The following is a 22,952-nucleotide window of genomic DNA, read 5'->3' as shown; positions in this document are numbered from 1 at the left end:
GACGCTGGCGGAGGAAACCGGGCCACGCGGGCCCGGACCGCATCCACCGGATGCTGAACGCCGGCCCGGCATCGGCGACGAGACCGGCTTCGAGACCAAGGGGGCCGTGGCGGAGGCGATGGTCCGCCGCGCCATCGCGGACAAGACCTCGTTCCGGCGGGTGACGGCGGATGCCGCCTACGGGTTCAGCAAAGGCTGGCGGTCCGAGCTGGAGCGGGCGGACGTCTTCCACGTCGTGGCCACCATCCGCCACGACACCGTCGCCACCCGCTGGGCGATCGACCATCCCGTCCACGACCTGTTCCACGGCCGCTGTCCGGGGTGGCGCACATGCGGCCACCCCGCACGGCACGCGCTGTCCGGCCTACGCCTGGCCCGTGCCCCAGCCAAGGTCCACCGCGGTGCTGGGGCCGAGGCCGCCGGCCCTTCCGGGGTAGAGGTGGGCGGTGCCGTCGTTCCACACCGCCGTCAGGTCGGGCAGGCCGTCACCGGTCAGGTCGCCGACCCCGGCCATGGCCTGGACCACGCCCCAGCCGCCCGACAGCTTCTGCCGGACGCCGAGGCCGCTCGCCGCACCCGGGTACAGGTACAGGTCGCCCGCGCCGTCCACCGCGAGGACGTCCGGTCGGCCGTCGCCGGTGAGGTCCCCGGCGGTGCCGGTGAGCAGCCGCATGCTGTTCCAGTTGGTGCCGATCTGCGCACGGGTGCCGAGGCCGCCGGTCTTTCCGGGGTAGAGGTGGGCGGTGCCGTCGTTCCACACGGCCATCAGGTCGGGCAGGCCGTCACCGGTCAGGTCGCCGACCCCGGTCATCGTCTGGACCACGCCCCAGCCCGAGGACAGCTTCTGACGCGCGCCCAGACCACCCGCCGCTCCCGGGTACAGGTAGAGGTCGCCCGCCGTGTCCACGGCGAAGACGTCCGGTCGGCCGTCGCCGGTGAGGTCGCCGACGCCGGCGAGGAGCCGGATGGCGTCCCAGCCCGAGCCGATCGAGGCGCGGGTGCCGGGGCCCTGCCGGGTGCCGGGGTAGAGGACGAGCTCGCCCGAGGCGCCGCCGTTCTCGGGTACGGCCTGGGGGCGTACGGCGAGCAGCTCGGGCAGGGTGTCGCCGGTGAGATCGCCGAAGGTGCCGGTGAGGGAGCGCACCGGAACCGCGGGCTTGGGCCACGGGATGCGGAAGACGGTCCGGTCTCCGGGGTACTCGTTGATCGTCCACAGCTCGTCGGTGGCCGGCCAGTAGGAGACGTTCTCATTGTTGATGCCGGTGCGGGTCCACAGGCGGACCGGCTCGCCCTCCCAGGCGTGGTAGAGGCAGCTGGGAATGTTCGCTCCGCCCGAGACGAACTCGGGGCAGGGTGCCGAGACGACGAAGCGACCGCGGTCCATGGCGACGCCCTGGGCGCCGCTGACGGTGGAGCGGAAGGCCTCACTGGCGCGGGTGTTCCTGGTCCCCGGGTCGGTGAGGAGCAGGCCGGTGGTCTTGTCGAGCGGCCAGCGCGCGATCACGCCGGGGTCGGTGAACTGCTGCTGCTGGCGGTCCGTCACCCCGTTCTTCTCGGTGGTGACGAGCGCGGGCACGGATCCGGAGTCGTCCACCGACACGCCGGCGAAGCAGGGCGGGTAGCCGTTGAAGGTGCCGCAGTAGCCGGGCGGGGTCGGCGCCACGTACTGGTAGCGGTCGATCTGCGGCAGCGCGTACTTGTGCCAGGCCGCGGAGTACGTGCCGCCCGAGGCGCCGACGGAGCCACTGTTCTCGTCGGTGCGCCAGATACGGGTCAGGTCGAAGACGGCGAGGCCGCCGGCGTTGGAGACGTACAGGTACTTGCCGTACCAGGTCACGGAGTCGGCGTGGCCGGGCAGGGCGGTGTAGCCGGTGGCGGTCGGGGTGACCAGGAGGACATGGCGGTAGCGCACCACCGGGTCGGTCACGTCGGCGAAGGTGACCCGCATCAGGTTGTCCTCGCCGACCGGGTGGGCCCCGCCGCTGTGCCAGCTCGCGACCACGACGCGGCGCCCGCCGGTGAGGAGTTCGTTGCCGCGGGCCGCGCCGGAGCCGGTCACGCCCTGCGGCACGTACGTCATGCCGCTGTCGTCGCCCCAGGTGTCATCCCAGCAGAAGCCCTGAGCACCGGCGGCGTTGGTGTCGTGGCACAGCGCCCGGCCGGTCGCGTTGAGGTCGGCGAGGACAGTGGACAGGCCGGTCTTGGGGATGCCGCCGTTCTCCACGGCCGTGGCGTACTGCCCGAATCGGGTCTCCTGCCCGGCCGCCACATTACCGGTCTCGGTGGAGGCGAGCCGCCAGGTATCGGCGGGGGTGATGCGGGTGACCGAGGCCGGCACGACCGAACCGTTCGGCACGCTCACGGCCGCCGCCGGCTGCGCGGGCAGGGCGACGGCCAGCATGGCCGCCGTCGTCACGGCCGCGGCGCCGGCGCGGCGTATCCATCTCAGCATGAGCGATGAAGCTCCCCTCTTATCGAACACTTCCGGGCCACGTAGTCTGGCATCCGGTCGCGAAGCGGTTGGTCAACGGCAGCGTCTTAGCCCACACTCCGATCGGACAGCACCCGTCTCCCACCGCGTTCACCGGCGGGAGGACATGCCCGTGCCCGGCCGCCCACGAGCGGGCGACCGTGAGCCCTTCCTCCCACGCGACATCATGCTGGGACCGCACCATGCCCAGTGCGTCGAGTTGCGCGACGCGGGAGGTTTCCAGGGTCCCGGCGCCGTAGTAGCGCCGCTGGCCGGCGAGCCACCGCCCGAGCGGGAAACCCGGGTCGGCCGCCGCGTCCTCGCCCGTCACGTAGTCGTACGGCACCCGCGGTTGCCCGCCGCCGTGCTCACACCGCCACCGGGGTGGCCGCCTCGATCCCGCGCCGCCAGTACGTGTTCTCCGGGGCGCTCACCCGCAACTGCGCGAACTGCGCAAACGACGCCGGGTCGCGCGGAGTGCTGAACCGCAGCAGCCCCGCCGCCTGACCCACTCACACGTCATCTTCGGCGCCCTCGGCTTGGTACTCGTCGTCCTCCCGCTCCAACCGCACTGCTGTGTGCGGCACTTCGGTGGCTTCGTCACGGGTCAGGCGCTGCCCTGCCGGGGGTGCGCTCACTGATCGGAAGCGGAGGTTCCCCTACGGCGGGGTTCATGAGCATGCCATGATGATCAGGTCTGATTACCAACTTCCTGATCGCTTATCGAGGTTGAAAGAAAATATGAGACGGATCTTCGCTCTGGTCGCGGGTTTGGTGGCCGCCATCTCGCTCACACTGGTGTCGGGCGCTCCCGCGAGCGCGGATACGACGGGCTACATGGAGCAGACCAGTTCTGAGGGGGTCGGGATCCGCTTCTGCGCGACGCCCCAGGGGAACGGCACGTCCAACGGCACGATCGTGACCACGTGGTCCTGCACGGGCAGCAGCCTGCAGCAGTGGACGTACTACGGTGACGGCTATCTGAGGAACGTGGCGAGCGGCAAGTGCCTGACTCCGTCGGGTGACGCCAGCGCTGTCAACGGGACCGTGCTGACGCTGTGGACGTGCACCAACGCACCGTCCCAGCGCTTCGTGCTCTACCAGCCCTCGAGTGGGTGGGACTCGATCTTCACCTACTACGGAGGCAAGTGCATCACGAACAAGGGGGACGTGATGGCGCAGGGCGTCTACCTGACGCTGTGGACCTGCAATCCCTCCAAGCCCGATCCGCAGCACTGGGGGCTTTGGTGAGTTGACTTTCGGCGTGCCCGCGGCCGGCGGGTCAGGCCGGATGAAGAGGGCCGCAGCCCCCGTCTGCTTCGCTCAGGCGGGGGCTGTCTGCTGCCGGTGAGCGGCTCAGAGGCCGGGCCCGGGCTGCGGTCCCACCGGCCGCCGTCGCGAGAACGGCACCGATGCTCTCCTCACGGATCTTGGTCTGGCGGCACTTCACCCCGCCTCACACCCGACGGGGCCGTTCAGACGATCCCGCTCTACCACTCCGTGTGGGCCGACGCCGACCCCGAAGACGTCACTTACGCCGACAGCCGTGCCGCGCCCGGCACCTTCCGTCTACAGCACCGTAGACGATTGTGGGGGATGAGGATCGTTCCCTTCCTGGTCCGGATCGTCGTCGCGGCGGTCCGGGCCAGGTCTTGGACGAGTTCCGCCTGTACCCGGGCGGGGATGAGCGGCGCGTCGGCGGCCCACAGTGCGGCCGTCACCACGGCCTCCGATTTCGCCTGCCGGCCGGCGTTCGACTAGAGCGCGACCGCATCAAGATCCGTATGCGGACCGTCATCGGCTCCCAGGCTCAGCTCCAGGTTCGCAATCTCGGCGACGTGCTCGACAATGCGTGTCCTTCACCACAATTTGCCCATTTTTGAACATGGTATGCCTATAAGTGATGCCATGGCTGGTTGCACCCCTTCGGCGATCAGCGGAGGGATGTAAAGACCAGTGACATGGAGAAGCGCTTGATCACGCTGTTCACAAGTCGCACCGGGCTGATGGCTACGACCGGCGTACTCGGCGGCGTACTCGCAGTCACGGCCCTCGGTGGTACCAGCAACGCTGCCACCGGCGGCAACGACGCCGGGAACCCCCCGAAACCGCAGACGCAGGTACAGCAGGCGGGCACCCGGGAAGCTTCCGACGCCCGCATACGGATCACGCCCGGGCAGGGCGCCTATGGCGTCGGGATCAACGACCCGATCAGTGTGACCGTCAGCAGCGGCAAGCTCACCAAGGTGACCATGACCGCCGTCGCGACCGGCGCCGAGACCCCAGGCACTCTGTCCGCGGACGGCACTTCCTGGAAGCCGAACGGCCGGCTGGAGCGGGCCACCAGGTATCAGATCACCGCGGAGGCTGAGGACGCCAAGGGTCGCTCCGCCACCGGTAACGCCACGATCACCACGGTCTCCCCGAACGACTTCATCGGGCACCTCTCCCCGGAGGACGGCTCGACCGTCGGCGTGGGCATGCCAGTGACGGTCACCTTCGACAAGGCGATCGGCGACAAGGCCGCCGTGGAGTCGGAGATCCAGGTCAGCTCCAGCAGCGGCCAGCAGGTCGTCGGCCACTGGTTCAACGCCCACCGCCTGGACTTCCGTCCCGAGAAGTACTGGAAGCCCGGCTCCACCGTCACCGTCAGGCTCACCCGCCACGGCATCCAGAAGACGGTCACGTTCAAGATCGGCCGGAGCCAGATCAGCACCGTCGACGCCAAGACCAAGCAGATGACCGTCGTACGGGATGGCAAGACGATCAAGACCATCCCGATCTCGTCCGGAAGCCCTGAGCACCCGACGTACAACGGTCAGATGGTGATCTCGGAGAAGTTCGGGCATGTCCATATGAACGGTGCGAGCGTCGGCCTCACAGAGAAGGACGGCAAGCCCTCGTACGACATCAAGGCCGTACCGCACGCCATGCGGCTGACCGACTCGGGCACGTTCATCCACGGCAACTACTGGGCTGCCGACTCGGTCTTCGGCAAGGTGAACACCAGCCACGGTTGCGTGGGCCTGAAGGACGTCAGGGGCAGCGGCGACGGCAGCCAGCCCGCCGCGTGGTTCTTCGACCAGTCGATGATCGGCGACCTCGTGGTCGTCAAGAACTCCGAGGACAAGACCAGGTTGGCCCCGGACAACGGCCTCAGCGACTGGAACATGCCGTGGAAGGAGTGGGTCGCGGGCAGCCCGACCACCTGACACCACGCCACTCTCCAGTCAGCCGAACAGCATCCCTTCCACCAGGCGGTGGCCGACACCACATCGGCCACCGTCTGCGGCGTCAGGACGCTCGAACAGCCCTCGGCCGGGGGACCCGCAGCGCGTATGCGGAGACGGGTACGCCGGGTTCGGTGAGCGGCACGGAGCAACGGACCGGCCGATCAGATGGGCTGAGATCGTGGAGCGGGTGGTGCCGCACAGTGCGGCGAGCGCGGCGTGCGGGAGCCTGGTGCGTAGGTGGACCAGGGTGACGAGCAGGCGGTCGGTGAAGGCCGGGTCGTGCCTCGGGCCGGCACCGGCCTCCCGCTGCCGCCCGCTCGGCACCACGCCGCTCACGAGGCTCCGACTCGCACCGGGCGAGCCGCAGATCGGCCAACTCTTCGATCAAATCGCCGAGTTGCGCATGCGAGACGCCGCAGAAGGCAGGATGGTCAAGGCCGCACAGCCCACTTCTTCTTGGTCACACTCGAAGAACCCGTGCGGCCACTGCCACGTCAGGGCTGCCCGCCGATGATCAATCATCAGGGCCTCAGCAGTCCGCCCACCCACCAGTCGTGCGGCTTGCCATCGTTGGCGATGCCGCGATTGCGCAATGTCCCTTCGACGGTGAAGCCGAGTTTCTCGGCGACGGCCCGCGATCCGGTGTTCCCGGCCATGGCCCACCACTCGATGCGGTGGACGTCGAGGGTGGCCCAGCCCCAGTCGCACAGGGCCCGAGCGGCCTCCACCGAATACCCGCGTCCGCGCTGTTCCTTGACCGCCCAGTAACCGAGCTCCCAGACGCCGCGGCTGACGAGGGTCAGGCAGTACGAGCCGACCAGGGCGCCGGTGTCCTTGCGGAACGCGCCGAGGGTGTAGTCCCTGTCCTCGGCCCACTGAGCGGGCAGCTTCTCGCGGACGAGCTCCTCCGCGTCCGCACGCCGGTACGGCACCGGCACCGGGGTGTAGAACTGGATGTCCTCGTCCTGGCAGGCTTCGTACACCGCGTCGACGTCGGCAGCTGTAAAGGCCCGCAGCACCAGACGTTCGGTCTCAAGAGTCACTGGATCCATCGCGGCAGTATGACCACCATCAACGAGCGGCCACCATCCAATATCCCGACCGAACACCGCCCATCACAACACCCCGGGCCGGTCAACGGTCGCCGCAACACCCCAGATCAGCTGCCCCCGAGACGGAGCACCCACCATCAATGGCGGATCGAGCCGTTAGGACCTGTGGCGAAACTGGATCTGCACCTGAAGCGGCTGGAGGACAGTACGCGGGAGCTGTTCGGAACGGGCTTGGACGCCGATCAGGTGCGGTCCTGTGTGCGTCACGCGCTCCTCGCTTCGCCGGACGCGGTGCCGGTTCGGGTGACCGTCTGCAGCCGCCACCAGGACGCCGTGCTGCGCGGCGAGGAGGTGGAGCCGGGCGTGGCCGTGACGACGAGCGCTCCCAGCGCGGCGCGGACCTCACCTGTGCGGCTGCGGACAGTGGAGTACGAGCGGGATTTACCCCCCGGCCGTCTCGATGGCGGCCACGACCGCGCTCGTCGGCGGCACGGTCCGGGTGGACCCTGCTCCAGCGGCACAGGGGTCCACTCGGCTGCGGGCGTGGCATCGTGGAGCAGGAGCCGGAAGCACTCGCCGCCGGCGGGCCGTACGGTGACCTCGCGGCCTTCGCCGCGCCCGGGCCCCAGGACGCGAAGCGCGCCGGCTGTCCTTCTCATCGGCGGTGACGTGAGGGAGACGGAAGCGCACAGGGCCCAGCTCCAGGCTCCTTCCGGCGAGAGTGAGAGGGGACGCGGTGATGCTGCCCCGCACGGCGTGGGACTCACGGCTGAGCAGGAACCGCAGTGTGGGGGAGTCCTGCCCGGGCCGGGCGTGGGCTAACTCGTCCAGCTGTGGGCCACGTCGACCACGATCCGGTCGTCCAACTGGACCACACGGAAGGGCAGTCGGGCGCGTACACCGAGACCGACCTGCGTCTGCCCCTCGAAGGTGCCGCCGAACCGGGTGTCCCGGAAGGTGCGGTACCCGCTGATGTTCACGCCGGGCAGGGCCTGGCCCACCCTGCCCGGGTAGGTCGGCGCGCCGGCCTCCAGGTCGTAGCTCCAGGCTCCGACGCGGATGTCGAGGATCGCCCCGCCGGCAACTGGTATGTACTGGCCCGCGGGGTCCGTGTAGAACCGGTCGACGTACTGGACGTGGTAGCCGAGATGGTCGCCCCCGCCGGGCACGTCGAACACGATGCGGTCGTAGCACTCGTGCTGTCCGGTCCTGATGTCCTCCAGGTGATCGGCCCCCATGGCGGTACCACCCTTGGCGCCGCTGCCCCAGCCCGTCGGGCAGGCCGCCGCCGCGCGCGGTTTCTCCACCGGGGCTGCGCCCGCGGTGCTCGTCGCCGTCCACAGCGTGGCGCTCGCGAGCGCGAGTACCGCCACTGCCGCCTTGATACGTCGCATCCTGTCCCCCTTGGTCGAGCTTCGTCGCGTAACTCTGATACCGGGTGAGACGACCCGCGGCACCGGAAGGTTGTACGCCAGATAGGGGCAAAATGGGGAATCTTGTCGTCCGTGAGATTCCCTCCAGGAAGCCCCGGTTCGATGCGCGCCAGGAATCGCGGCACGCGTACCTGGCCGACGATACGCGCGGCCGTACGGAGCTCCAGGAGTGGGAGCGCATCGACCCTGCTCGCCGCCGAAGCCGCGACCGCCGCCGCCCCGGCCTTCATCTTGATCCGGTCGGAGAGTCAGCCGCCGCTCAACCGTCCGATCGGGTCGATGACGAAGAGCGCAGAGATGCAGGCAGCTATTACGCACAGCCGCCGGTTGATCGACATTGTGGCGTAACGTAGATACAGAACTTGGGCGCGTCTGGGGTGGGACCACACTCCGTACCGGGGAAGTACCTCCGGTTCCCGGCCCAGCATCAGGGTGAACAGCGCAGCCCAAAGACCGAAGCAGGCGTATCCAAGAACGCGTGTGAGCCAAGCGGAATGGGTCACTTCCGCAGGCACGATGGCCATGGGCAGCACCAGTCCCGTCGCGAACCACAGCACGAACTGTAACGGTGTACCGCCGGAATTGACTGTCTCGGCCCGGACCAGCGCTTCATACCGTTGCTCCCATGTCGGGTGGGTCCGCCACAGCGTGGTGAACCATCGCCTCGCCACGGCCCAGCGTCCGCGGCCACTGCCGGGTACGGGGGCAGGCCTGGTCGAGTCAGCACGGTGCGCGACGCGCCACATGGCCGGATCGGCACCGAACGCGGCGGCGTCGAGATCGGCGACCAGTTCACGCCGTCGAAGGATATCGGCGCGATCCAGGTACGTCATGACGACGAGAAGCGCGGACGTCGTCACCACGGTCCAGTCCGGCTGAGCGTCCGCCCAGAAGAATTCGTCTTCTCCCCGTAGACGTTCCTCCAGAAGCAGCCAGCAGGTGAGCGCCTGGCACGGCAACAGCACGGCCAGCAGAAACACCCGCCAGAGCATCACGGCGACGTACGTGATGTCCACATCACCGTTGCGTACATGCGCCAGTTCGTGGAGCACCACGGCCTCGAACAGCTTCGGCTGCCTATCGCGGACAATCACCAGGCCGATGTGCAGGCACACCGTGTGCCTGCCACCCCGGCCGAAGACGACAGCCCCGGTCGACAACGCACCGGCGTCGACGACGAAGCAGGGTGAGCGGAGGAGGCCGGCCTGGCGCGTCAGCCGCAACAGGTGCTCTGACAAAGTTTCACGGGGCTCTGATTCGGTCTTCCTGGGTCTCTCGCTGCGATCTCGCCGATTCCATTCTTCCGCGGTCCACACCCTGTGCCGTCCCTGCTGTGGCGCGGTGGACACGGGGCCGGTCCCGATAGCGGCATCGAACCAGGCAGCGGGGATGAGGCGTCGCCGGTGACGCCGCCAGGACGGCAGCACCCAGTACAGAATCAGCGCCGCGCCCAGCACCGCTCCCGTCCCGGCCAGAGCGGTTGGCAGCACCTCGGACGCTCCATCGGCACGGCAGTCGGCGTACTCGGCAGCGACACGGCGGGCCAGCTGTTCGGAGCGCCATATGGTGAGATCCGCGCCGACGGCGCGGTCACAGTACGTGGACAGCGTCTCGGACCGGACTGCCAGCACCACGGTGAAGATCTGGGACATGCAAGACGTCAGCAGCATGGTCACCGACAACGCCAGTCGCCGGGCCGTGCCACGTCCCCCAACCAGCTGGTCGACCGGAGACACGAGATCTATGAAGTGGTCTCGCGCGCCAGCCGCGAGACCACTGCGTCAGTGAGCGCCTGGGCCTGCTGCCCGTCGATACCGGCATCGACCGCCCGGTCGAGCACTCTGCGGTGTACGGCAACCAATTGTCCGGCCGATCGCGACGGTACAGCCACCGCTTCCCCCCGCGGATGCCGCAGCAGGCTGCGCGCTGCCGACCGAAGACGGGCAAGCAGGCCATGAGCGGCTGTACCCGCCCCACGGTTGACCACTTCGGTGACCGCCAACCAGAGCACAGGAGTCACCAAGGCGCCGGTCTCCGCCAGACCGAATCCCAGCATCTCCGATGCGCCCTTCCGGCGCCTGAGCAGGCGGGTGACGTGCGCGTCGTCCAACGTCCGCAGGCTGTCGAGCACGGGAAGTTCCAGCGGAGCTGCAACGGCCGCGATATCTCGGGTTGCTCCGCGCCTGGTCCCGACCATGTCCCCAATTCTAGTGTTTTCCCGGCGAGTTGGGGGACGCACGGGGTGATGGCCATGCAGCTCGACTGACTGATCCTTTTCGACATGAGTTGAGCTGCGGGTCTTGTGCCTGCTGATCTTGATATGCAGGCTATCCCGGGTGCGCGGCTCGGCCTGCAGCTGTGCCGACGCTGCGAAGCCGCCCGGCGATCACCCACCTGCCGAACCTGCTGCGGCTGAAAGCCTTCTTCGCGCGGCAGTTCCGCCAGATGCCACGCCAACAGTCCGCCGCCGTCTTCGCCCCTACGCCCGCCGCCTGTCGGCGGACATCGTGCCGCGCTTCGAGAAGGCCGCCATCGCGGCGGCACATCGCTGCGGGGCGCCGCTCTGCCCGAGGAGGTCGGGCACGGCGACTTCGAGTCCCAGAACATCCGCTGGAACGGTGACAAGCTGCACGAGGTGCACGACTGGGACAGCGCGGTCGCCCGCCCCGAGGCGGCACTTGCCGGGCCGGCAGCCGCAGTCTTCCCTGCGGTCGGACCCGAGAACCGGCCTGCGACCGTCGCCGAGACCGAGCGGTTCCTGAGCGAATACGCCCGGGCCCGCGGACGGCACAGGACGCGTGAGGAGTTCGAGGTGGCCTGGGCCGCTGGGCTGTGGGTGCTGGCCTTCAACGCCAAGAAGGCATCGGTCGCCCAGCCCAACGGCTCTGCCGCCACCCGGCTGGCCGGAGAAGCGCCCGAGCGGCTGCGTAGCGCGGACGCCTGATCGACCAACCTCGCACGCTCTGTCAGGCGACCGTGCTGGTCGCAGCCCCGGCGAGTGGCTGTGGCCAAGAGAGCCGGCATGCTGACATCTCTCCCGAATGCCCTGCCCGCGGCCCGGCCCGGGCGGAGGGCCCGGATGTACGTTGATCTCCCGGGCGGCGGCCCTGTGCAGCCGCAGACGGTGCGGGGCGCCTCTGAGCAAGGGGCCGCCCTAGCAGGCATGCCCGTCATCACCTCAGCGGAGACCCACACCATGACCGCAGCAGCCTCTCCCATACGGCGCATTCGTCGCACTCGCCCGCACTGATCCGGCCGTCGTCGGCCTCCTCCCCAAAGGCTCCCGAGCACACGACGGCATGATCACCCGGCACTGCGACCACGATCTGTATGTGCTCCTTGCCGATGACGCCACGAGATCTCACCCGGTTCGCGGGTCACCGCACCGCCGAGCTGGAGCTCGTCATCGTCTCCCTCACCGAGTTCCGTACAGCCGGGATGCCCGGTTTTGAACGCTACGCCCTCGCCCGCGCCCCCGGCGTTGTACTGGACTGGTGTCAGGACGGCCAGGACAGCGCCGTGAGCAGACGCCGGTCACGAGGATGAGCGCGGTTTGTGCTGGCCGTCGGGTGCGGCCTGGTCCGGCACCGACCGCGATCCGGGCGAGGGTGAACAGCGTGATCAGGAGCCACACGGCAGGCCACGCTGTGAGGGTCGGGGATGCGCCCACGGCCCGGGATGCCCCAGGTGGCCGGGCGGCCCAGCACCAGGCAGGTCGCCCCGGTCAGCAGTGCCCAGATGGCGCGGGCGGTCCGTTTCGCGGCGGGGGCGGTGCTGTCGAAGTCGCGGTGCAGACGGGACCAGAGCCTGAGCCGGCGGCGGTGCAGCCAGCAAGTCACCGTGCCAGTGTGCCGACCCGCCATCTCGGAAGGGGCGCAGTTCTCCGGACCGGGCCGGTCAGCGTAGGCGTCCGAGGTGGATGACGCTGGCGCGGATCTGCTGGTCGCTGATCTCGTACATCACGCGGTAGCGGGCCACATGGATGCGGAGCAGGGGCGCCGGTGAGAGAGCGCCAAGTGGCGGCGAGAGCGGGTCAATTGGGGGCGTGGGCCGGATCCTATTCGGGGACCGTATACGCTACCCACGCCTTGCAGTGCGCGCCTGCTTTCATGGATGGAATATGCCGACATTGCAGTCGTGGCGGCAGCCCATTAAAGTGACGGGGGCCGGTTTTTCCTGCTAGGAATGCACGAAATTAGTGATGTACGAGCGAGTAGCGCAAAAATATTCCTCCGATTCTTCCGAGTCCGCCCGGCCCGGGCGGGATGATCTTTCTGCTGCTGCGGGTTCCCCGGCAGATGGCCGATCGGGAAGCCCGGCCAGGGAGCCGATGACCCTCTCCGTCTCCACCGAGTCGCTGGACGCCGGTGAGCGGGCGGAGCAGTGGCATGACGCGGTGTCCCGGGCGTTCGTCCCACTGGACGTGCGGCTGCTTGAGCGTGAGCCCTCCCCCGGAACGATCACCAGCAAGCAGGTCGGCACGCTCCGGGTGACCCGTGTCAAGGCGGGACCGCAGAGGGTGCTGCGCACCCCGGGTACGATCCGGCGCGGCGGGGAGGACTACCTCATCCTGACCTTGCAGCATCGCGGGACCGCGATCAAGGAGCAGGACGGCAGGGAAACGGTCGTGAGGGCGGGCGAATTCTCGATCTCCGACGCGTCTCGCCCGCTGCGCAAGGCACTGGACTCCGAGTTCGCCTTCACGTCCTTCCAGTTCCGGCGCAGCTACCTTCGGGTACGGGGTGAGGATCTGCGGGCGCTGACCGCGACGAGTTTCACGCCCGGCGAAGAGCTGGCCGCGCTGGTTTTCACGTATTTCGCGCCGCTGGCCCGAGTCACGGCCGACTTGGATCAGGCCACCGGCCGCCGGCTGAGCGAAGTCGGCCTGGACCTGCTCGCGACCCTCATCGATGAAAGGTGCCGCGGTCTTGTTCCGCAGGCTCCGCAAGCGGCCTCGGCCACCCTGCTGCGGGTGAAGACCTACATCCTGCGCAACCTCTCCGATCCCGATCTCTCCCCGGCCACTATCGCCGCCGCGCACTTCATCTCGGTGCGCTACCTGCACAAGCTGTTCGAGCCGGAGGGAGCCACCGTGAGTGAGTGGATCCGGACGAAGCGACTGGAACGCTGCTGTGAAGAACTGCTGATGCCGCCGGCACGCCGCCCCGGGGTGGCGGCCGTGGCCCAGCGCTGGGGATTCGTCAGTCCCAGCCACTTCAGCCGTGTCTTCCGCGCCGCGTACGGCATGAGCCCGCGAGAGTGGCAGACCCTGAAAACCGCGAAGGAACACAGGTGACCGGTTGACGCCGGGCAGCGTCAGCGCCACGAGAACGGCCGGCGCACAGCCGGCCGCCCAACGGGTACGCCCCGTCCGCAAGCCAGACGTGTAGTCCCTCACATCCATCGCGATTCCGCGAGCCGCCGACCACGCCCGGACGCGCAACGGCACCACTCGCGCCCGATGGCGGCGTTCAGCCCGGCGAGAAGCCCCCCGGTACGGCGCGCGATCCGCTACCCAGCGCTGCACCGATCGGCAGCGCCAGGCCCAGCAGGCTGAAAGGACCCTCCCTGCCCCGCGCGTCGCCTTGGCGGACTCGGCCGAACTGGAAAACCGCTGGCATCGCCGTCCGTTTTTGATCACGACACGTCACTGCGAAACGGGAGTGCCTTGTCGAAGAACGTACGAAGTGTTGTCCGTGAGGGTCCTGTCGGCGGATTTTCTCGTCTGCCCCGCATTTTCACGCGGACAATGAAGGACAAGACAGCACAGGAAGCTCACCCCACGAGCAGGAGACTTCATGAACGGCACGGTCACCGTCATCGACAAGGGCGCGGTGCGCATCCACAGCTACATGGCCGGCGACGACAGCCTGAACGTCACGACGCAGCTGATCGAGACCCCGTCCCGCGTTATCGCCGTCGACGCCCAGTACACGCTCGCCTACGCCGATGAGGTCGTCGCCTACGCCCAGGGCCTGGGCAAGCCGCTGGACCGGCTGATCATTACCCATGCCCACCCGGACCACTTCAACGGCGCCGCCCGCTTCGGCGTTCCGGTGCACGCGCTGGCCGCGGTGCGCGACCAGATCGCGGCCCAGGGCGACGGCCGCGACCCGGCCGGCACTCTCATCCCGGTCGCCGATGTGACGCCCACCGTGGAGATCACGCCGGGCACGGAGGTCATCGACGGCGTCCCGTTCATCTTCGAGGCCCACCAGGGCGGCGAGGCCGCCGACGAACTCGTCATCCGGCTCCCGGAACAGGGTGTGCTGGTCGGGCAGGACCTCGTCTACCACGCCCTGCACCTCTTCCTCGGCAACAACGACATCCCCGGCTGGGTCAAGGCCGTGGACGAGCTGGCCGCCGACCCCTCCTACAGCACGGTCCTGCCCGGTCACGGCCTGCCCGCCGGCCCCGAGGTCTTCGACGAGCTGCGACGCTACCTCGCGGATGCGAGCGAACTGCTCGCTGACGACGGCGAGGCGTACAAGCAGGCCATCCTGGCCCGCTACCCGGCCTGGGGCGGCCGGTTCCTGATCGACATCGGCAACCAGTACCTCTTCGGCGCCACCGGAGTCTGAGACCCGCCACCACGCGACACCACCGGCAACGCAAGCCGCACCACCACAGAAAAGGTTCACGTGATGAGCAGCACCGTCGCGTTCGGTGCCGTCGGCAAGGCCGGCTCCCGCTCGTCGCCGGAGGCCGCTGCCCGCAGCCTGCGCTGAGCGGGCAGAGCGGCGGAGCGGTCAGCTGACGATGATCGCGGCGGCAGGTTCCCTCCCTCTTACCGTTGGTCTCGCCCCACGCGCACCGTTCTCCTGCAACAGTGAGGCGGATGTGCGGACTTACCTCACCGGGCCGGGAGTCTGGCAGACGCAGGCGTCGATCCCGCGGCAGTACAGCTGTCCACCTCCGGCGCGTTCATCGAAAGCCGCGTTCAGCTGTGATCCGTCCTCGTCGACCTATTCCTACCGCACCGAGACGTTGGGGACGACCTACTACGGCGAAACGGACAGCGGCACCGCGCACAGCGCGGTACTCAACGTCAAGTGCCTGTACCTGGTTGCCGTGGGGCGGGTGTTGGCCCCGCCCCACACGTGCTCGCTCACGAAAGACGGAAACGCGCCCATGGCGATGGACGACGTAACAGCAGCAAGCGAGCGGCTCGCTCGACACATCATGGACGGTCGCCTCAACGACGAGACGTTTGCGGCATGGGTGAACGGGCGCTGCTCCGTGTGGGCCGTGAGCCGCGACGACCTGCTCGCCCAAGTCGAAGCCGTTGTATGGATTGCACTTGTGGCTGCCGCACCAGACGACGCCACCGAACTGAGCGAGGCCGAATGGCGTGCGCGGGCTCTTGCCAAGCTGCGGCGCCAGGACGGTGTGGGACTGTTCGCCGCGCTGCCCCAGTCTCTGCCGGCCGGACTGGGTCCTCGGGTCGACCAGTTGCGCCTGTTGTCCACGGGCCTGACCTCTGGCTCGGCCGTGCGGTGGCTGCGTCTGGCCGACACCGCTGGCGAGTTCCTCGGGTCGGGGCCGCCCCGACGAGACTAACGGTCGTCCACGCTGCGGCCTCCTGCTCCGTGCAGCAGCGCGCGCGTTCGACCGTCAGCGCCCACGAGGCCCGGCCCGCGGCGGGCTGCTCCTGGAGCAGCAGCGCCTGGAGCAGCGGTCGTGCCCGGCGGCCGTGGTGAACCACCCAGAGACCCCTGCCTGCAGGGCACGGGCATAGCGCAGGGCGGTGAACCGGCGACGGCGCGCTCGGCGTCGCGGCGTACCGCCAGCGACCAGTCCTCCGGGAGCCGGGGGTCGGCAAGACGCCGGTCGGCGTCGGCGAGCTGGCGGCGGAACCGGCCCGTTTCCGCCCGTCCCCACGGGCGCCGGCGCTCCGCGAGCACCGCGTCTGCCGCGCCTGCCGGACCGGACCACTGGCCGTCAGGGCCGAGCTCGTTGGCGTACGCCGCCGGAAGAGCCGTCTCGGCGGAGCGCCTCACGACCAGGACCCGGTCCGCCAGACGGCAGGCCTCCACCGTGGTGAGGGAGTCGAGCAGCGCGGCCGCGCAGGCATCGTGGGCCGGAAGTAACCCAGGACGGGGGTGGTGCGGCGAGCTCACTCACTCCTCCACGAGCGGACTGCTGAGAAGCACGACGGGATGTCCTCTGACACTGAACCTTGACCGTTTGCCACTGAAGGTTGACCGGCCAGGGTCTCTGGGGTGGCGTGCGCTGCTGGCACCGGCCGTCGGCGCGGGATGGGTGGCGTGGGGGCGTGTCGTTCTGCCTGCGAGGATGAGCAAGCCAGGCCGCGAACAGCAGGAAGGGATCCCGTGAACGAGGTACAGGAAGAACTCTGCCTCATGGGTCCCGCTGTGGTGACCGTATTCGTCATCGGCGCGGGCAACGAACCGCTGCCGCCGGAGGCGTTCCACCTCGCCGGACTCGTGCCCGACGACGTGCACCCTTTCAGGCTGATGGAGCAGCCGGCAGCGATCGCGTCGCTCGGCCTCATGTCATACGACCTCACCTTCCGCGACACCTCTCTCTCCCTGTCCACCTACACGTGCGAGACACTGCGCCGCCTGTGCGCGGACGGCCGAGCCACGGCCTGGGCCGGCTTCGAGGGATCGTTCCACTACGACCACCTCCTCACCGAGGACATCGCATCCTCGGTCTACGGATACTGCGTGGGCGGCGCCGAGCCCGTGGTCGCATGGGACTTCGCTACCCTGCGCGGCGCGGCCTGGAAGAAGCGGATAGCCGAAACCCGCGCGGCCCTGGAAGAACTACTGCGTCGGCCTTGAGCCCCCATCCCAGGAGCCACGAAATCCCACACCGCGGCGACCAACGTTCGATGACACGCGCTCACCTTCAGTGACACAGCACAAGATCACCGTCCCTCGCAGGACCGCTCCGACCACCGCTACCGCCGAGCCATGCTCGAGACCTGTGGATCGAGCCCGGGGAGCACGCGAAGGGCGTACCTTCCCGAGTGATCGACTGGTGGTCATCGAGTAGGCCGGTGTTCGCAGCACCGGTCGGGAAGGCACGCCCGTGCTCAGCGTAGTCAACGACGACGGCACCGTCGCCAACAGCTCCTCCCTGATCGATGAGATCGTCCGCGAGGGCGCACGACGGATGCTTGCTGCCGCGTTGGAAGCCGAAGTCAACGCTTATATGGCCGAGCTGACCGATCACAGAGACGAGACCGGCCGACGATTGGTGGTCCGCAACGGTTACCACCAGCCCCGCAAGGTGACTACCGCGGCCGGCGTGGTGGAGGTGAAGGCACCGCGGGTCAACGACAAGCGCGTCGACGCGGAGACCGGCGAACGCAAGCGGTTCTCGTCGGCGATCCTGCCGCCCTGGTGCCGCAAGAGCCCGAAGATCAGCGAGGTGCTGCCGCTGCTCTACGTGCACGGCCTGTCCTCCGGCGACTTCGTGCCCGCGCTGGAGCAGTTCCTGGGCAGCGCGGCCGGGCTCTCCCCGGCGACGGTCACCCGGCTCACACAGCAGTGGCAGGCCGACCACGCCGCGTTCATGGAGCGCGACCTGTCCGAGGCCGACTACGTGTACGTGTGGGCCGACGGTATCCACCTCAACGTCCGCCTGGAGGAAGCCAGAGCCTGCGTCCTCATCCGAATCCTGGGCCGACTTGATGCGCGACTGCGCACGCCGGGGCATGCGCGCCCCCGTCCTCGCGGTCGGCGACGGCGCCCTGGGATTCTGGAAAGCACTCGCGGAGGTCTTTCCGGAAACCCGCGAGCAAAGGTGCTGGGTGCACAAAACGGCCAACGTCCTCGACGCTCTTCCAAAGTCCGCGCAGCCGGGCGCGAAGAAGGCGATCCAGGACATCTACAACGCCGAAGACCGCGAGCACGCGGTCAAGGCAATCAAGACGTTCGCCCAGCTCTACGGCGCAAAGTTCCCCAAAGCCGTCAAGAAGATCACCGACGACGAGGACCAGCTGCTGGCGTTCTTCGACTTTCCCGCAGAGCACTGGATCCACCTGCGGACCACGAACCCGATCGAGTCCACGTTCTCCACCGTCCGCCTGCGCACCAAGGTCACCCGCGGGGCCGGCTCCCGCACCGCTGCCCTGGCCATGGTATTCAAGCTCATCGAGTCCGCCCAGGCCCGGTGGCGGGCCGTGAACGCACCTCACCTCGTCGCCCTCGTCCGCGCCGGAGCCCGCTTCGAACGCGGTCACCTCGTCGAAGGCGAAGAGGTGACTGCCGCGTGAGCCGACCGACGCCCATCGAAACACCCTGGATGGTCCTCGTCGGTCCGGCCGGCACCGGAAAGACCACCCTCGGCCAAGAGATCGCGGCAAGGACGCAGAGACCGTTCGTCGACCTGGACGCTGCCGCGGACGGGTACTACGCGGAGGCGGGATGGAGCATCGACAAACTCCGCGAGCGCATCACCGCGGTCGGACGCCTTGCAGCCGAAGCGGAGTGGGAACCAGCCCGGGCACACGCCGTGGCCCGCGCCGTCGCCGATCATCCCGACGCCGTAGTGGCACTGGGCGCAGGCCACACCAGCTACACCGACCACCAGCACCTGGTCACGGTCCGCACCGCTCTGAGCCGTTGCGGAGACGTGGTCCGACTCCTGCCCTCCCCGAACCGCGACGTCTCACTGACCGTCCTACGGCGACGCTGCGCGGCGAGCAAGGGCCGATCGTGGATCATCGACGGGCACGACTTTCTCGCCCACTGGCTCGACGACCCCGGCACCGAACAGGTCGCGACACGGACGATCTACACCCGTGACGAGACACCCGCCCAGATCACAGCACGGCTGCTCGCAAGCAGTTGACCGGCGAACGACGGACGAACACCCCGAATCCACAGGTATTGACAATGACTCTGAGTCGTTCGCCGTGCAGGCGTTCGCCGAACGCGTTCTGGCCCTGTCGGCCAATCTCGACGACGACGGCACGGTCCCCGTGATCTTCTCCAGTGGGCGAGAACCGTTCTTGGAGGAGATCCGGCTGAACAACTACCGCGGTCGTATCGGGCAGCTGCATACTCAGATCGACTGGGGTTGGGGCAATGTCGCCGACGCGATGCGCCGGGCGGTCAGCCACTACCAGGAGTCCGGCGCGGCAGACCCCGCCTTCATCGTTACCCAGGTCGGTGACGAGCCCTGGGACAAAGCCGAGGTCCGCTCCATGCTCCAGAACACCGCCTCTCTGGGTGTCTTCTGGTTGTTTGTGGGCTTCGGCCGCGGCAAGCTCGCGTTCTACAAGAACCTCAACGCCTCCGCCTCTGACACCTTCACCAATGTCGCGTTCTACGACGCCAGCGAGAATCCGGGATCGGTGCCTGGCGAGCGGTTCTACACGAGCCTTGTCGACGCCTTCGCTACGTGGATGCAGGCGTAAGGCCGCACATCGAGCCAGCCGTGACTGCCACGCACCCGCGCAGCCGGCACAAACCGCACCGATCTCACTGCATGATCATTACGCCCACTCCATGCCCAGCTTCCGCAGGGCGTCCAGTTGCTCCTGGGTGAGCTTGTCGCGCCTCGACTTCGTGTTGGAGATCCATACGCCCAGCTTCACGACCACTGGCTCCGCCTCGCCGTCGACCGTGATTTCCTCGCTGTGTCGGCGCGGCACCGCCCGGTCCGCGCCTTCCCGCTCCACCCACTGTGCGAGCGCCGCCAGGCCCCGTTGGAATGCCTGCTGCGCTTTGCTCGGGCCCCTTCCCGCGCGCCCGGCCGCCGGGGCGGCAGACGGCTCCTCAAGCGGTTTGACGCCCAGCACGGTCAGCCGTTCCTGCTGTTCGGGCAGGAGCTGCGCCCAGGTGCCCGGCTGCTTCTGCTGCTGGAGCCATTTGCCGATGTCGTCGCCGTCCATCAGTACGCCGGGTGCGATGTCGGGGAGGCTGCCGTCGGCGTCGACGAGGTCCGCGAGGACGCGGTAGTGGTGTTGCCAGTCCAGTGGCCATGGGCAATGAGTTCGTTCCCCGCCCACCACCGCAGCAGGGCCTGGTAGCCCTCCAGCCACACCAGCGACTCCGGCTGGTAGACCCGGGTGCGCAGGAACGCGGCGATCGTCGCCGCGTCGCGGGGAGTGGAGAAGTGGAGCAGCGCGGACTGGGCAGCGGCGTCGGTGCCGTCGTCGTGGTCCTGGTCCTCGCCGTCGCCGTCGGCCCCGTCGATCCGCCCGTCCTCGTCGCGCCGGATGTGGATCTTGCGCTTGCCGTGGGTGTGGGCGCGGGAGGCGAGCTGTTCGACCAGGCGCTCATCGTGTGAGCGCAGGCCTTGGAGTACGGCGACAAGAGGGCGGAACGAGGCGGAGGCGACCATGTCGGTTGGGTCCTCGGCGGGCTCCAGGAAGACGGGCACGATGATTCTGGTCACCTTCGTGCTGCCGTCACGGTTCAACCGGAGCGCCCGGCCGATGTTCTGCACGATCTCCACCTGGGAGCCGCGGGTGTCCGCGAAGCACACCGCCTCAACTCCCCGCTCGCCGGTGATGTCCACGCCTTCCCCGAGTACGCGCACCGAGGCGAGGAAGGCGCGGTGGATCCGGCGGTCGGCGGCGTCGATGCCGTTGGTGAACTGCCTGATGACCTCGCGGCGTCCGGGTTCTCGTATGGTGAGTGCCGAAGGAAGTGGGAAAGGTCCGTCGGGCACCGCGCCCATTACGCTGCGAGACAGGGGGTTTGGGGTGAACCGGGCCAGGCAGGCGTTCCTCGCCGTGGCCGTGGTGATCGGCGTGGCGGGGTACGCCGCGACAGAAGTGCTCAACGCCAGCACGCGGCCGGCGCCGGAGCCGATGCCGACGGTGGACCAGGATGACGCGCAGCCCACGCTGCCGTGCGATGGGACACCCACTGCTGCGCCGACCGACACCGTGCCGCGCACCGTCGTAGCGGTCGCATGTGACCCGTCCCTAAATTGATGGGGCAGATGAGCGGTAGTGCCTGACGCATTGCCTCAGGTGCCGGACCACCAGGCAGCTCGAAGAGCTGGCTGCGCGTGAGCCGGCTACGCCCGAGCAGATCGAGCAGACCGAGCAGACCGAGCAGACCGAGCATGCCATAAAGGTGGTCTTTCCGCAGGAATTGAGAGCGCTCTATCTGATCCATGACGGGGTGCAGGGCGCGGACCTGGACGAGTTCGGCGAGCAGCCGTTCGCACCAGCAGGCGAGGACGATCCCTGGCACCGAAGGGCGAACGCGGTTGACTTCATGCCCAATGGTCAGGCGTGGCTTCCGCTCGCGCACGTGATCAATGCGCATGGCGGGATACTCACGGCCTTGTCCGGTCAAGGAACCGTGCCCTACGTGCCCGTCACCGCGAGCGCGAAGTACACGATGATGGAGGGAACCTACCTGGACCCGGCAACAGGAGCGCTGGGCACCTGGGGGGACGCGCAAGAACCGCAATCGCTGCGTGCCGGTCTTGCCGACTGGCTGGAAGAGGGGTCCGCTGCGCTGGCCGAAGGACGCCCCACCGGCATGTTCGGGATGTGCCCCTATTTGTCGCCCACCGGCGACGGCCTCACCTGGTTCGACCCCGACCCTACGTATGCACAAGACGGCTGGCGGCCCGTGCCCCACTGACCTGCCACCCCACACGGCACCTCGGCTCTCGAACCCGAGTGGGTTCGAGAGCCGAGAGTTCTACACAGCGGGTAGAAGCGTCACGGGCGCTGAGCGCATTTGATCACGTCAGCCGTAGCGTCACAGTCCTGGAATCCATCGATGTCCACCCAGTACGTGTCCTTGTCGAGCAGCCGGAAAGTGGACGCGAACGACCCAAACCGGGACAGTGACAGGGAGTTGACGTTGAGCGACATCGAGGACCGGCCACAGGTCTCATCCCAGGTCGGTGCGGCGTAGCGCTCGTCGTCGTAGAGCCGGTACGTTCCGTCAGGCAGCTTCTTCTCGTAGGTCTGACGCACTCCCGGCCCTGCAACGCATCGGATACGGGCCGGGGGTTCTTTCCGCCCTCGGTCGTGGGCATGCCGGCCGACTGGTACGTCGCGTTGAAGGAGTACTCGTCGCAGGAGCGAGAGTCCTTGTTCGAGCCGGACAGTTCGGATGGAGCGCCGTATCCGTGCGGTAGACCATCTTGTTCGCCGCCGCGCCATAGCACACCCGGTACCGGTTCGCGGTTTCGCTGCGTCCTGTGCCGTTCGCCCCTGCTGCGTTCCGCGTCTTGTTCGGCATGTACTGCAGCGGGGTCACGGGTGCCCGTGGCGAACGCGGTCACGCAACCCCCGCGCACGGTCAGGAAGCCGGTCAGTTGCACGACGTCGTTGGCCTAGAGTGCGAAGCGGACTGCAGCCCCTGCACGCGCACAGGTCTGGCTGCAAGGGCTTCGTTCACCGGGGGCGCCAGTACGCGTGGGTCTGACGTACGTCGGCGTCGATCACATCGCGCAGGACCTCGCGATCGTCGGCGGGCAGGTGGCCGCCGAGGAGGTTTGCGGACAGCCGGTACGCCTCGGCCAGTTGTTGGTCCCCGGCCGCGAGGCCCTGAAGGCCGCCGACGCCGCCCTCACCCACCTGCCCGCCCCGTCACCACCCGCGCCGGCCACACCCACCCCACCTGCGACCAACGCACCATGGGCGACCTGACCCGCCGCGAGCTCGCCGCCTAACTGGCCACCATGCGCACCCAGATCCGTGCCCGCCCAGGCGAACAGAACCGAGCTGTCAGCAGTGGCCCGGCACGTGATCGAGGCGGCCCTCAGCCACCTCGACGCGCCGCAGGCCGGCGAGGCCCTGCCCGACCACCCG

The 22,952-nt window shown here is 68.5% G+C and carries 19 protein-coding genes and 5 pseudogenes; 14 read left to right on the top strand and 10 right to left on the bottom strand.

Annotation, left to right across the window (positions count from 1 at the left end; all coding sequences use genetic code 11):
* Positions 1–49: 49 nt before the first annotated feature.
* A pseudogene (locus tag AB0L21_RS09620) lies at positions 50–310 on the top strand (transposase); the annotation flags it as partial.
* Between the two features lie 54 nt (positions 311–364).
* Here AB0L21_RS09620 and AB0L21_RS09615 read toward each other — a convergent pair.
* The 3 genes from AB0L21_RS09615 to AB0L21_RS09605 are packed head-to-tail and all read right to left on the bottom strand — an operon-like array spanning position 365 to position 2,982.
* Entirely contained in the window at positions 365–2,452 is a 2,088-nt protein-coding gene (locus AB0L21_RS09615; RefSeq protein ID WP_365783167.1) for a VCBS repeat-containing protein, read from the bottom strand.
* Positions 2,453–2,471: 19 nt separating this feature from the next.
* The gene (locus AB0L21_RS09610) at positions 2,472–2,801 is read right to left on the bottom strand and encodes a helicase associated domain-containing protein (protein WP_365783339.1); all 330 of its coding nucleotides are present in this window, start codon (positions 2,799–2,801) and stop codon (positions 2,472–2,474) included.
* A gap of 37 nt (positions 2,802–2,838) precedes the next feature.
* Positions 2,839–2,982, bottom strand: coding sequence for a hypothetical protein (locus AB0L21_RS09605; RefSeq protein WP_365783165.1), 144 nt, complete (start codon positions 2,980–2,982; stop codon positions 2,839–2,841).
* 229 nt (positions 2,983–3,211) lie between these two features.
* Here AB0L21_RS09605 and AB0L21_RS09600 point away from each other — a divergent pair, with 229 nt between their 5' ends.
* Positions 3,212–3,721: an RICIN domain-containing protein gene (locus AB0L21_RS09600; RefSeq protein ID WP_365701729.1), complete on the top strand. Its 510-nt coding sequence runs from the start codon at positions 3,212–3,214 to the stop codon at positions 3,719–3,721.
* A gap of 362 nt (positions 3,722–4,083) precedes the next feature.
* Here AB0L21_RS09600 and AB0L21_RS09595 read toward each other — a convergent pair.
* A pseudogene (locus tag AB0L21_RS09595) lies at positions 4,084–4,204 on the bottom strand (BlaI/MecI/CopY family transcriptional regulator); the annotation flags it as partial.
* 227 nt (positions 4,205–4,431) lie between these two features.
* Between AB0L21_RS09595 and AB0L21_RS09590 the strand changes: the two are divergent.
* Positions 4,432–5,682, top strand: coding sequence for an Ig-like domain-containing protein (locus tag AB0L21_RS09590; protein ID WP_365783163.1), 1,251 nt, complete (start codon positions 4,432–4,434; stop codon positions 5,680–5,682).
* A 542-nt stretch (positions 5,683–6,224) separates the two neighbouring features.
* Here the strand turns inward: AB0L21_RS09590 and AB0L21_RS09585 are convergent.
* The 4 genes from AB0L21_RS09585 to AB0L21_RS09570 form a co-directional block, all read right to left on the bottom strand.
* A complete protein-coding gene (locus AB0L21_RS09585) occupies positions 6,225–6,755 on the bottom strand; it encodes a GNAT family N-acetyltransferase (RefSeq protein ID WP_365701726.1) in 531 nt (176 codons plus the stop codon).
* An 818-nt stretch (positions 6,756–7,573) separates the two neighbouring features.
* Complete coding sequence (locus tag AB0L21_RS09580; RefSeq protein WP_365701725.1) at positions 7,574–8,149, bottom strand: hypothetical protein; 576 nt, start codon at positions 8,147–8,149, stop codon at positions 7,574–7,576.
* Between the two features lie 287 nt (positions 8,150–8,436).
* Entirely contained in the window at positions 8,437–9,858 is a 1,422-nt protein-coding gene (locus tag AB0L21_RS09575; RefSeq protein ID WP_365783337.1) for a M48 family metalloprotease, read from the bottom strand.
* A 71-nt stretch (positions 9,859–9,929) separates the two neighbouring features.
* Positions 9,930–10,319 (bottom strand): hypothetical protein, encoded by a 390-nt coding sequence (locus AB0L21_RS09570; protein ID WP_365783161.1) that lies wholly within the window; start codon positions 10,317–10,319, stop codon positions 9,930–9,932.
* A 504-nt stretch (positions 10,320–10,823) separates the two neighbouring features.
* Here AB0L21_RS09570 and AB0L21_RS09565 point away from each other — a divergent pair.
* The 9 genes and pseudogenes from AB0L21_RS09565 (at position 10,824) to AB0L21_RS09525 (ending at position 19,580) form a co-directional block, all read left to right on the top strand.
* Complete coding sequence (locus AB0L21_RS09565; protein WP_365783159.1) at positions 10,824–11,132, top strand: hypothetical protein; 309 nt, start codon at positions 10,824–10,826, stop codon at positions 11,130–11,132.
* Positions 11,133–11,391: 259 nt separating this feature from the next.
* A pseudogene (locus tag AB0L21_RS09560) lies at positions 11,392–11,680 on the top strand (hypothetical protein); the annotation flags it as partial.
* A gap of 838 nt (positions 11,681–12,518) precedes the next feature.
* Positions 12,519–13,484: a helix-turn-helix domain-containing protein gene (locus AB0L21_RS09555; RefSeq protein ID WP_365783157.1), complete on the top strand. Its 966-nt coding sequence runs from the start codon at positions 12,519–12,521 to the stop codon at positions 13,482–13,484.
* A gap of 502 nt (positions 13,485–13,986) precedes the next feature.
* Positions 13,987–14,769, top strand: a complete 783-nt coding sequence (locus AB0L21_RS09550; RefSeq protein WP_365783155.1) for an MBL fold metallo-hydrolase — start codon at positions 13,987–13,989, stop codon at positions 14,767–14,769.
* 259 nt (positions 14,770–15,028) lie between these two features.
* Entirely contained in the window at positions 15,029–15,748 is a 720-nt protein-coding gene (locus AB0L21_RS09545; RefSeq protein WP_365783153.1) for a hypothetical protein, read from the top strand.
* Between the two features lie 773 nt (positions 15,749–16,521).
* Complete coding sequence (locus tag AB0L21_RS09540; RefSeq protein WP_365701710.1) at positions 16,522–16,995, top strand: hypothetical protein; 474 nt, start codon at positions 16,522–16,524, stop codon at positions 16,993–16,995.
* A gap of 250 nt (positions 16,996–17,245) precedes the next feature.
* Positions 17,246–18,434: pseudogene (locus tag AB0L21_RS09535) on the top strand (IS256 family transposase).
* On the top strand, positions 18,431–19,012 hold the full coding sequence (locus AB0L21_RS09530; protein ID WP_365701705.1) for a shikimate kinase: 582 nt from the start codon (positions 18,431–18,433) through the stop codon (positions 19,010–19,012). The pseudogene AB0L21_RS09535 and the gene AB0L21_RS09530 overlap by 4 nt, the downstream one beginning before the upstream one ends.
* A gap of 64 nt (positions 19,013–19,076) precedes the next feature.
* The gene (locus AB0L21_RS09525; RefSeq protein WP_365783151.1) at positions 19,077–19,580 is read left to right on the top strand and encodes a VWA domain-containing protein; all 504 of its coding nucleotides are present in this window, start codon (positions 19,077–19,079) and stop codon (positions 19,578–19,580) included.
* A 78-nt stretch (positions 19,581–19,658) separates the two neighbouring features.
* Here AB0L21_RS09525 and AB0L21_RS09520 read toward each other — a convergent pair.
* Positions 19,659–20,785, bottom strand: a pseudogene (locus tag AB0L21_RS09520) (Helicase associated domain protein); the annotation flags it as partial.
* A gap of 467 nt (positions 20,786–21,252) precedes the next feature.
* On the opposite strand from AB0L21_RS09520, the gene AB0L21_RS09515 reads away from it, so the two are divergent.
* Positions 21,253–21,771 carry a hypothetical protein gene (locus AB0L21_RS09515; protein WP_365783149.1) on the top strand — a complete coding sequence of 173 codons (519 nt, stop codon included), beginning with the start codon at positions 21,253–21,255 and terminating at the stop codon, positions 21,769–21,771.
* Between the two features lie 80 nt (positions 21,772–21,851).
* On the opposite strand, the gene AB0L21_RS09510 is transcribed toward AB0L21_RS09515, so the two are convergent.
* Positions 21,852–22,112, bottom strand: coding sequence for a hypothetical protein (locus AB0L21_RS09510; RefSeq protein WP_365783147.1), 261 nt, complete (start codon positions 22,110–22,112; stop codon positions 21,852–21,854).
* 444 nt (positions 22,113–22,556) lie between these two features.
* On the opposite strand from AB0L21_RS09510, the gene AB0L21_RS09505 reads away from it, so the two are divergent.
* The gene (locus tag AB0L21_RS09505; RefSeq protein ID WP_365783145.1) at positions 22,557–22,790 is read left to right on the top strand and encodes a hypothetical protein; all 234 of its coding nucleotides are present in this window, start codon (positions 22,557–22,559) and stop codon (positions 22,788–22,790) included.
* Positions 22,791–22,952: the final 162 nt, after the last annotated feature.

This window comes from Streptomyces sp. NPDC052721, from assembly GCF_040678315.1.
Classification (GTDB): domain Bacteria; phylum Actinomycetota; class Actinomycetes; order Streptomycetales; family Streptomycetaceae; genus Streptomyces.
The sequence above is the reverse complement of the archived record's forward strand: the minus strand, read 5'-3'. Positions and strand labels throughout refer to the sequence as shown.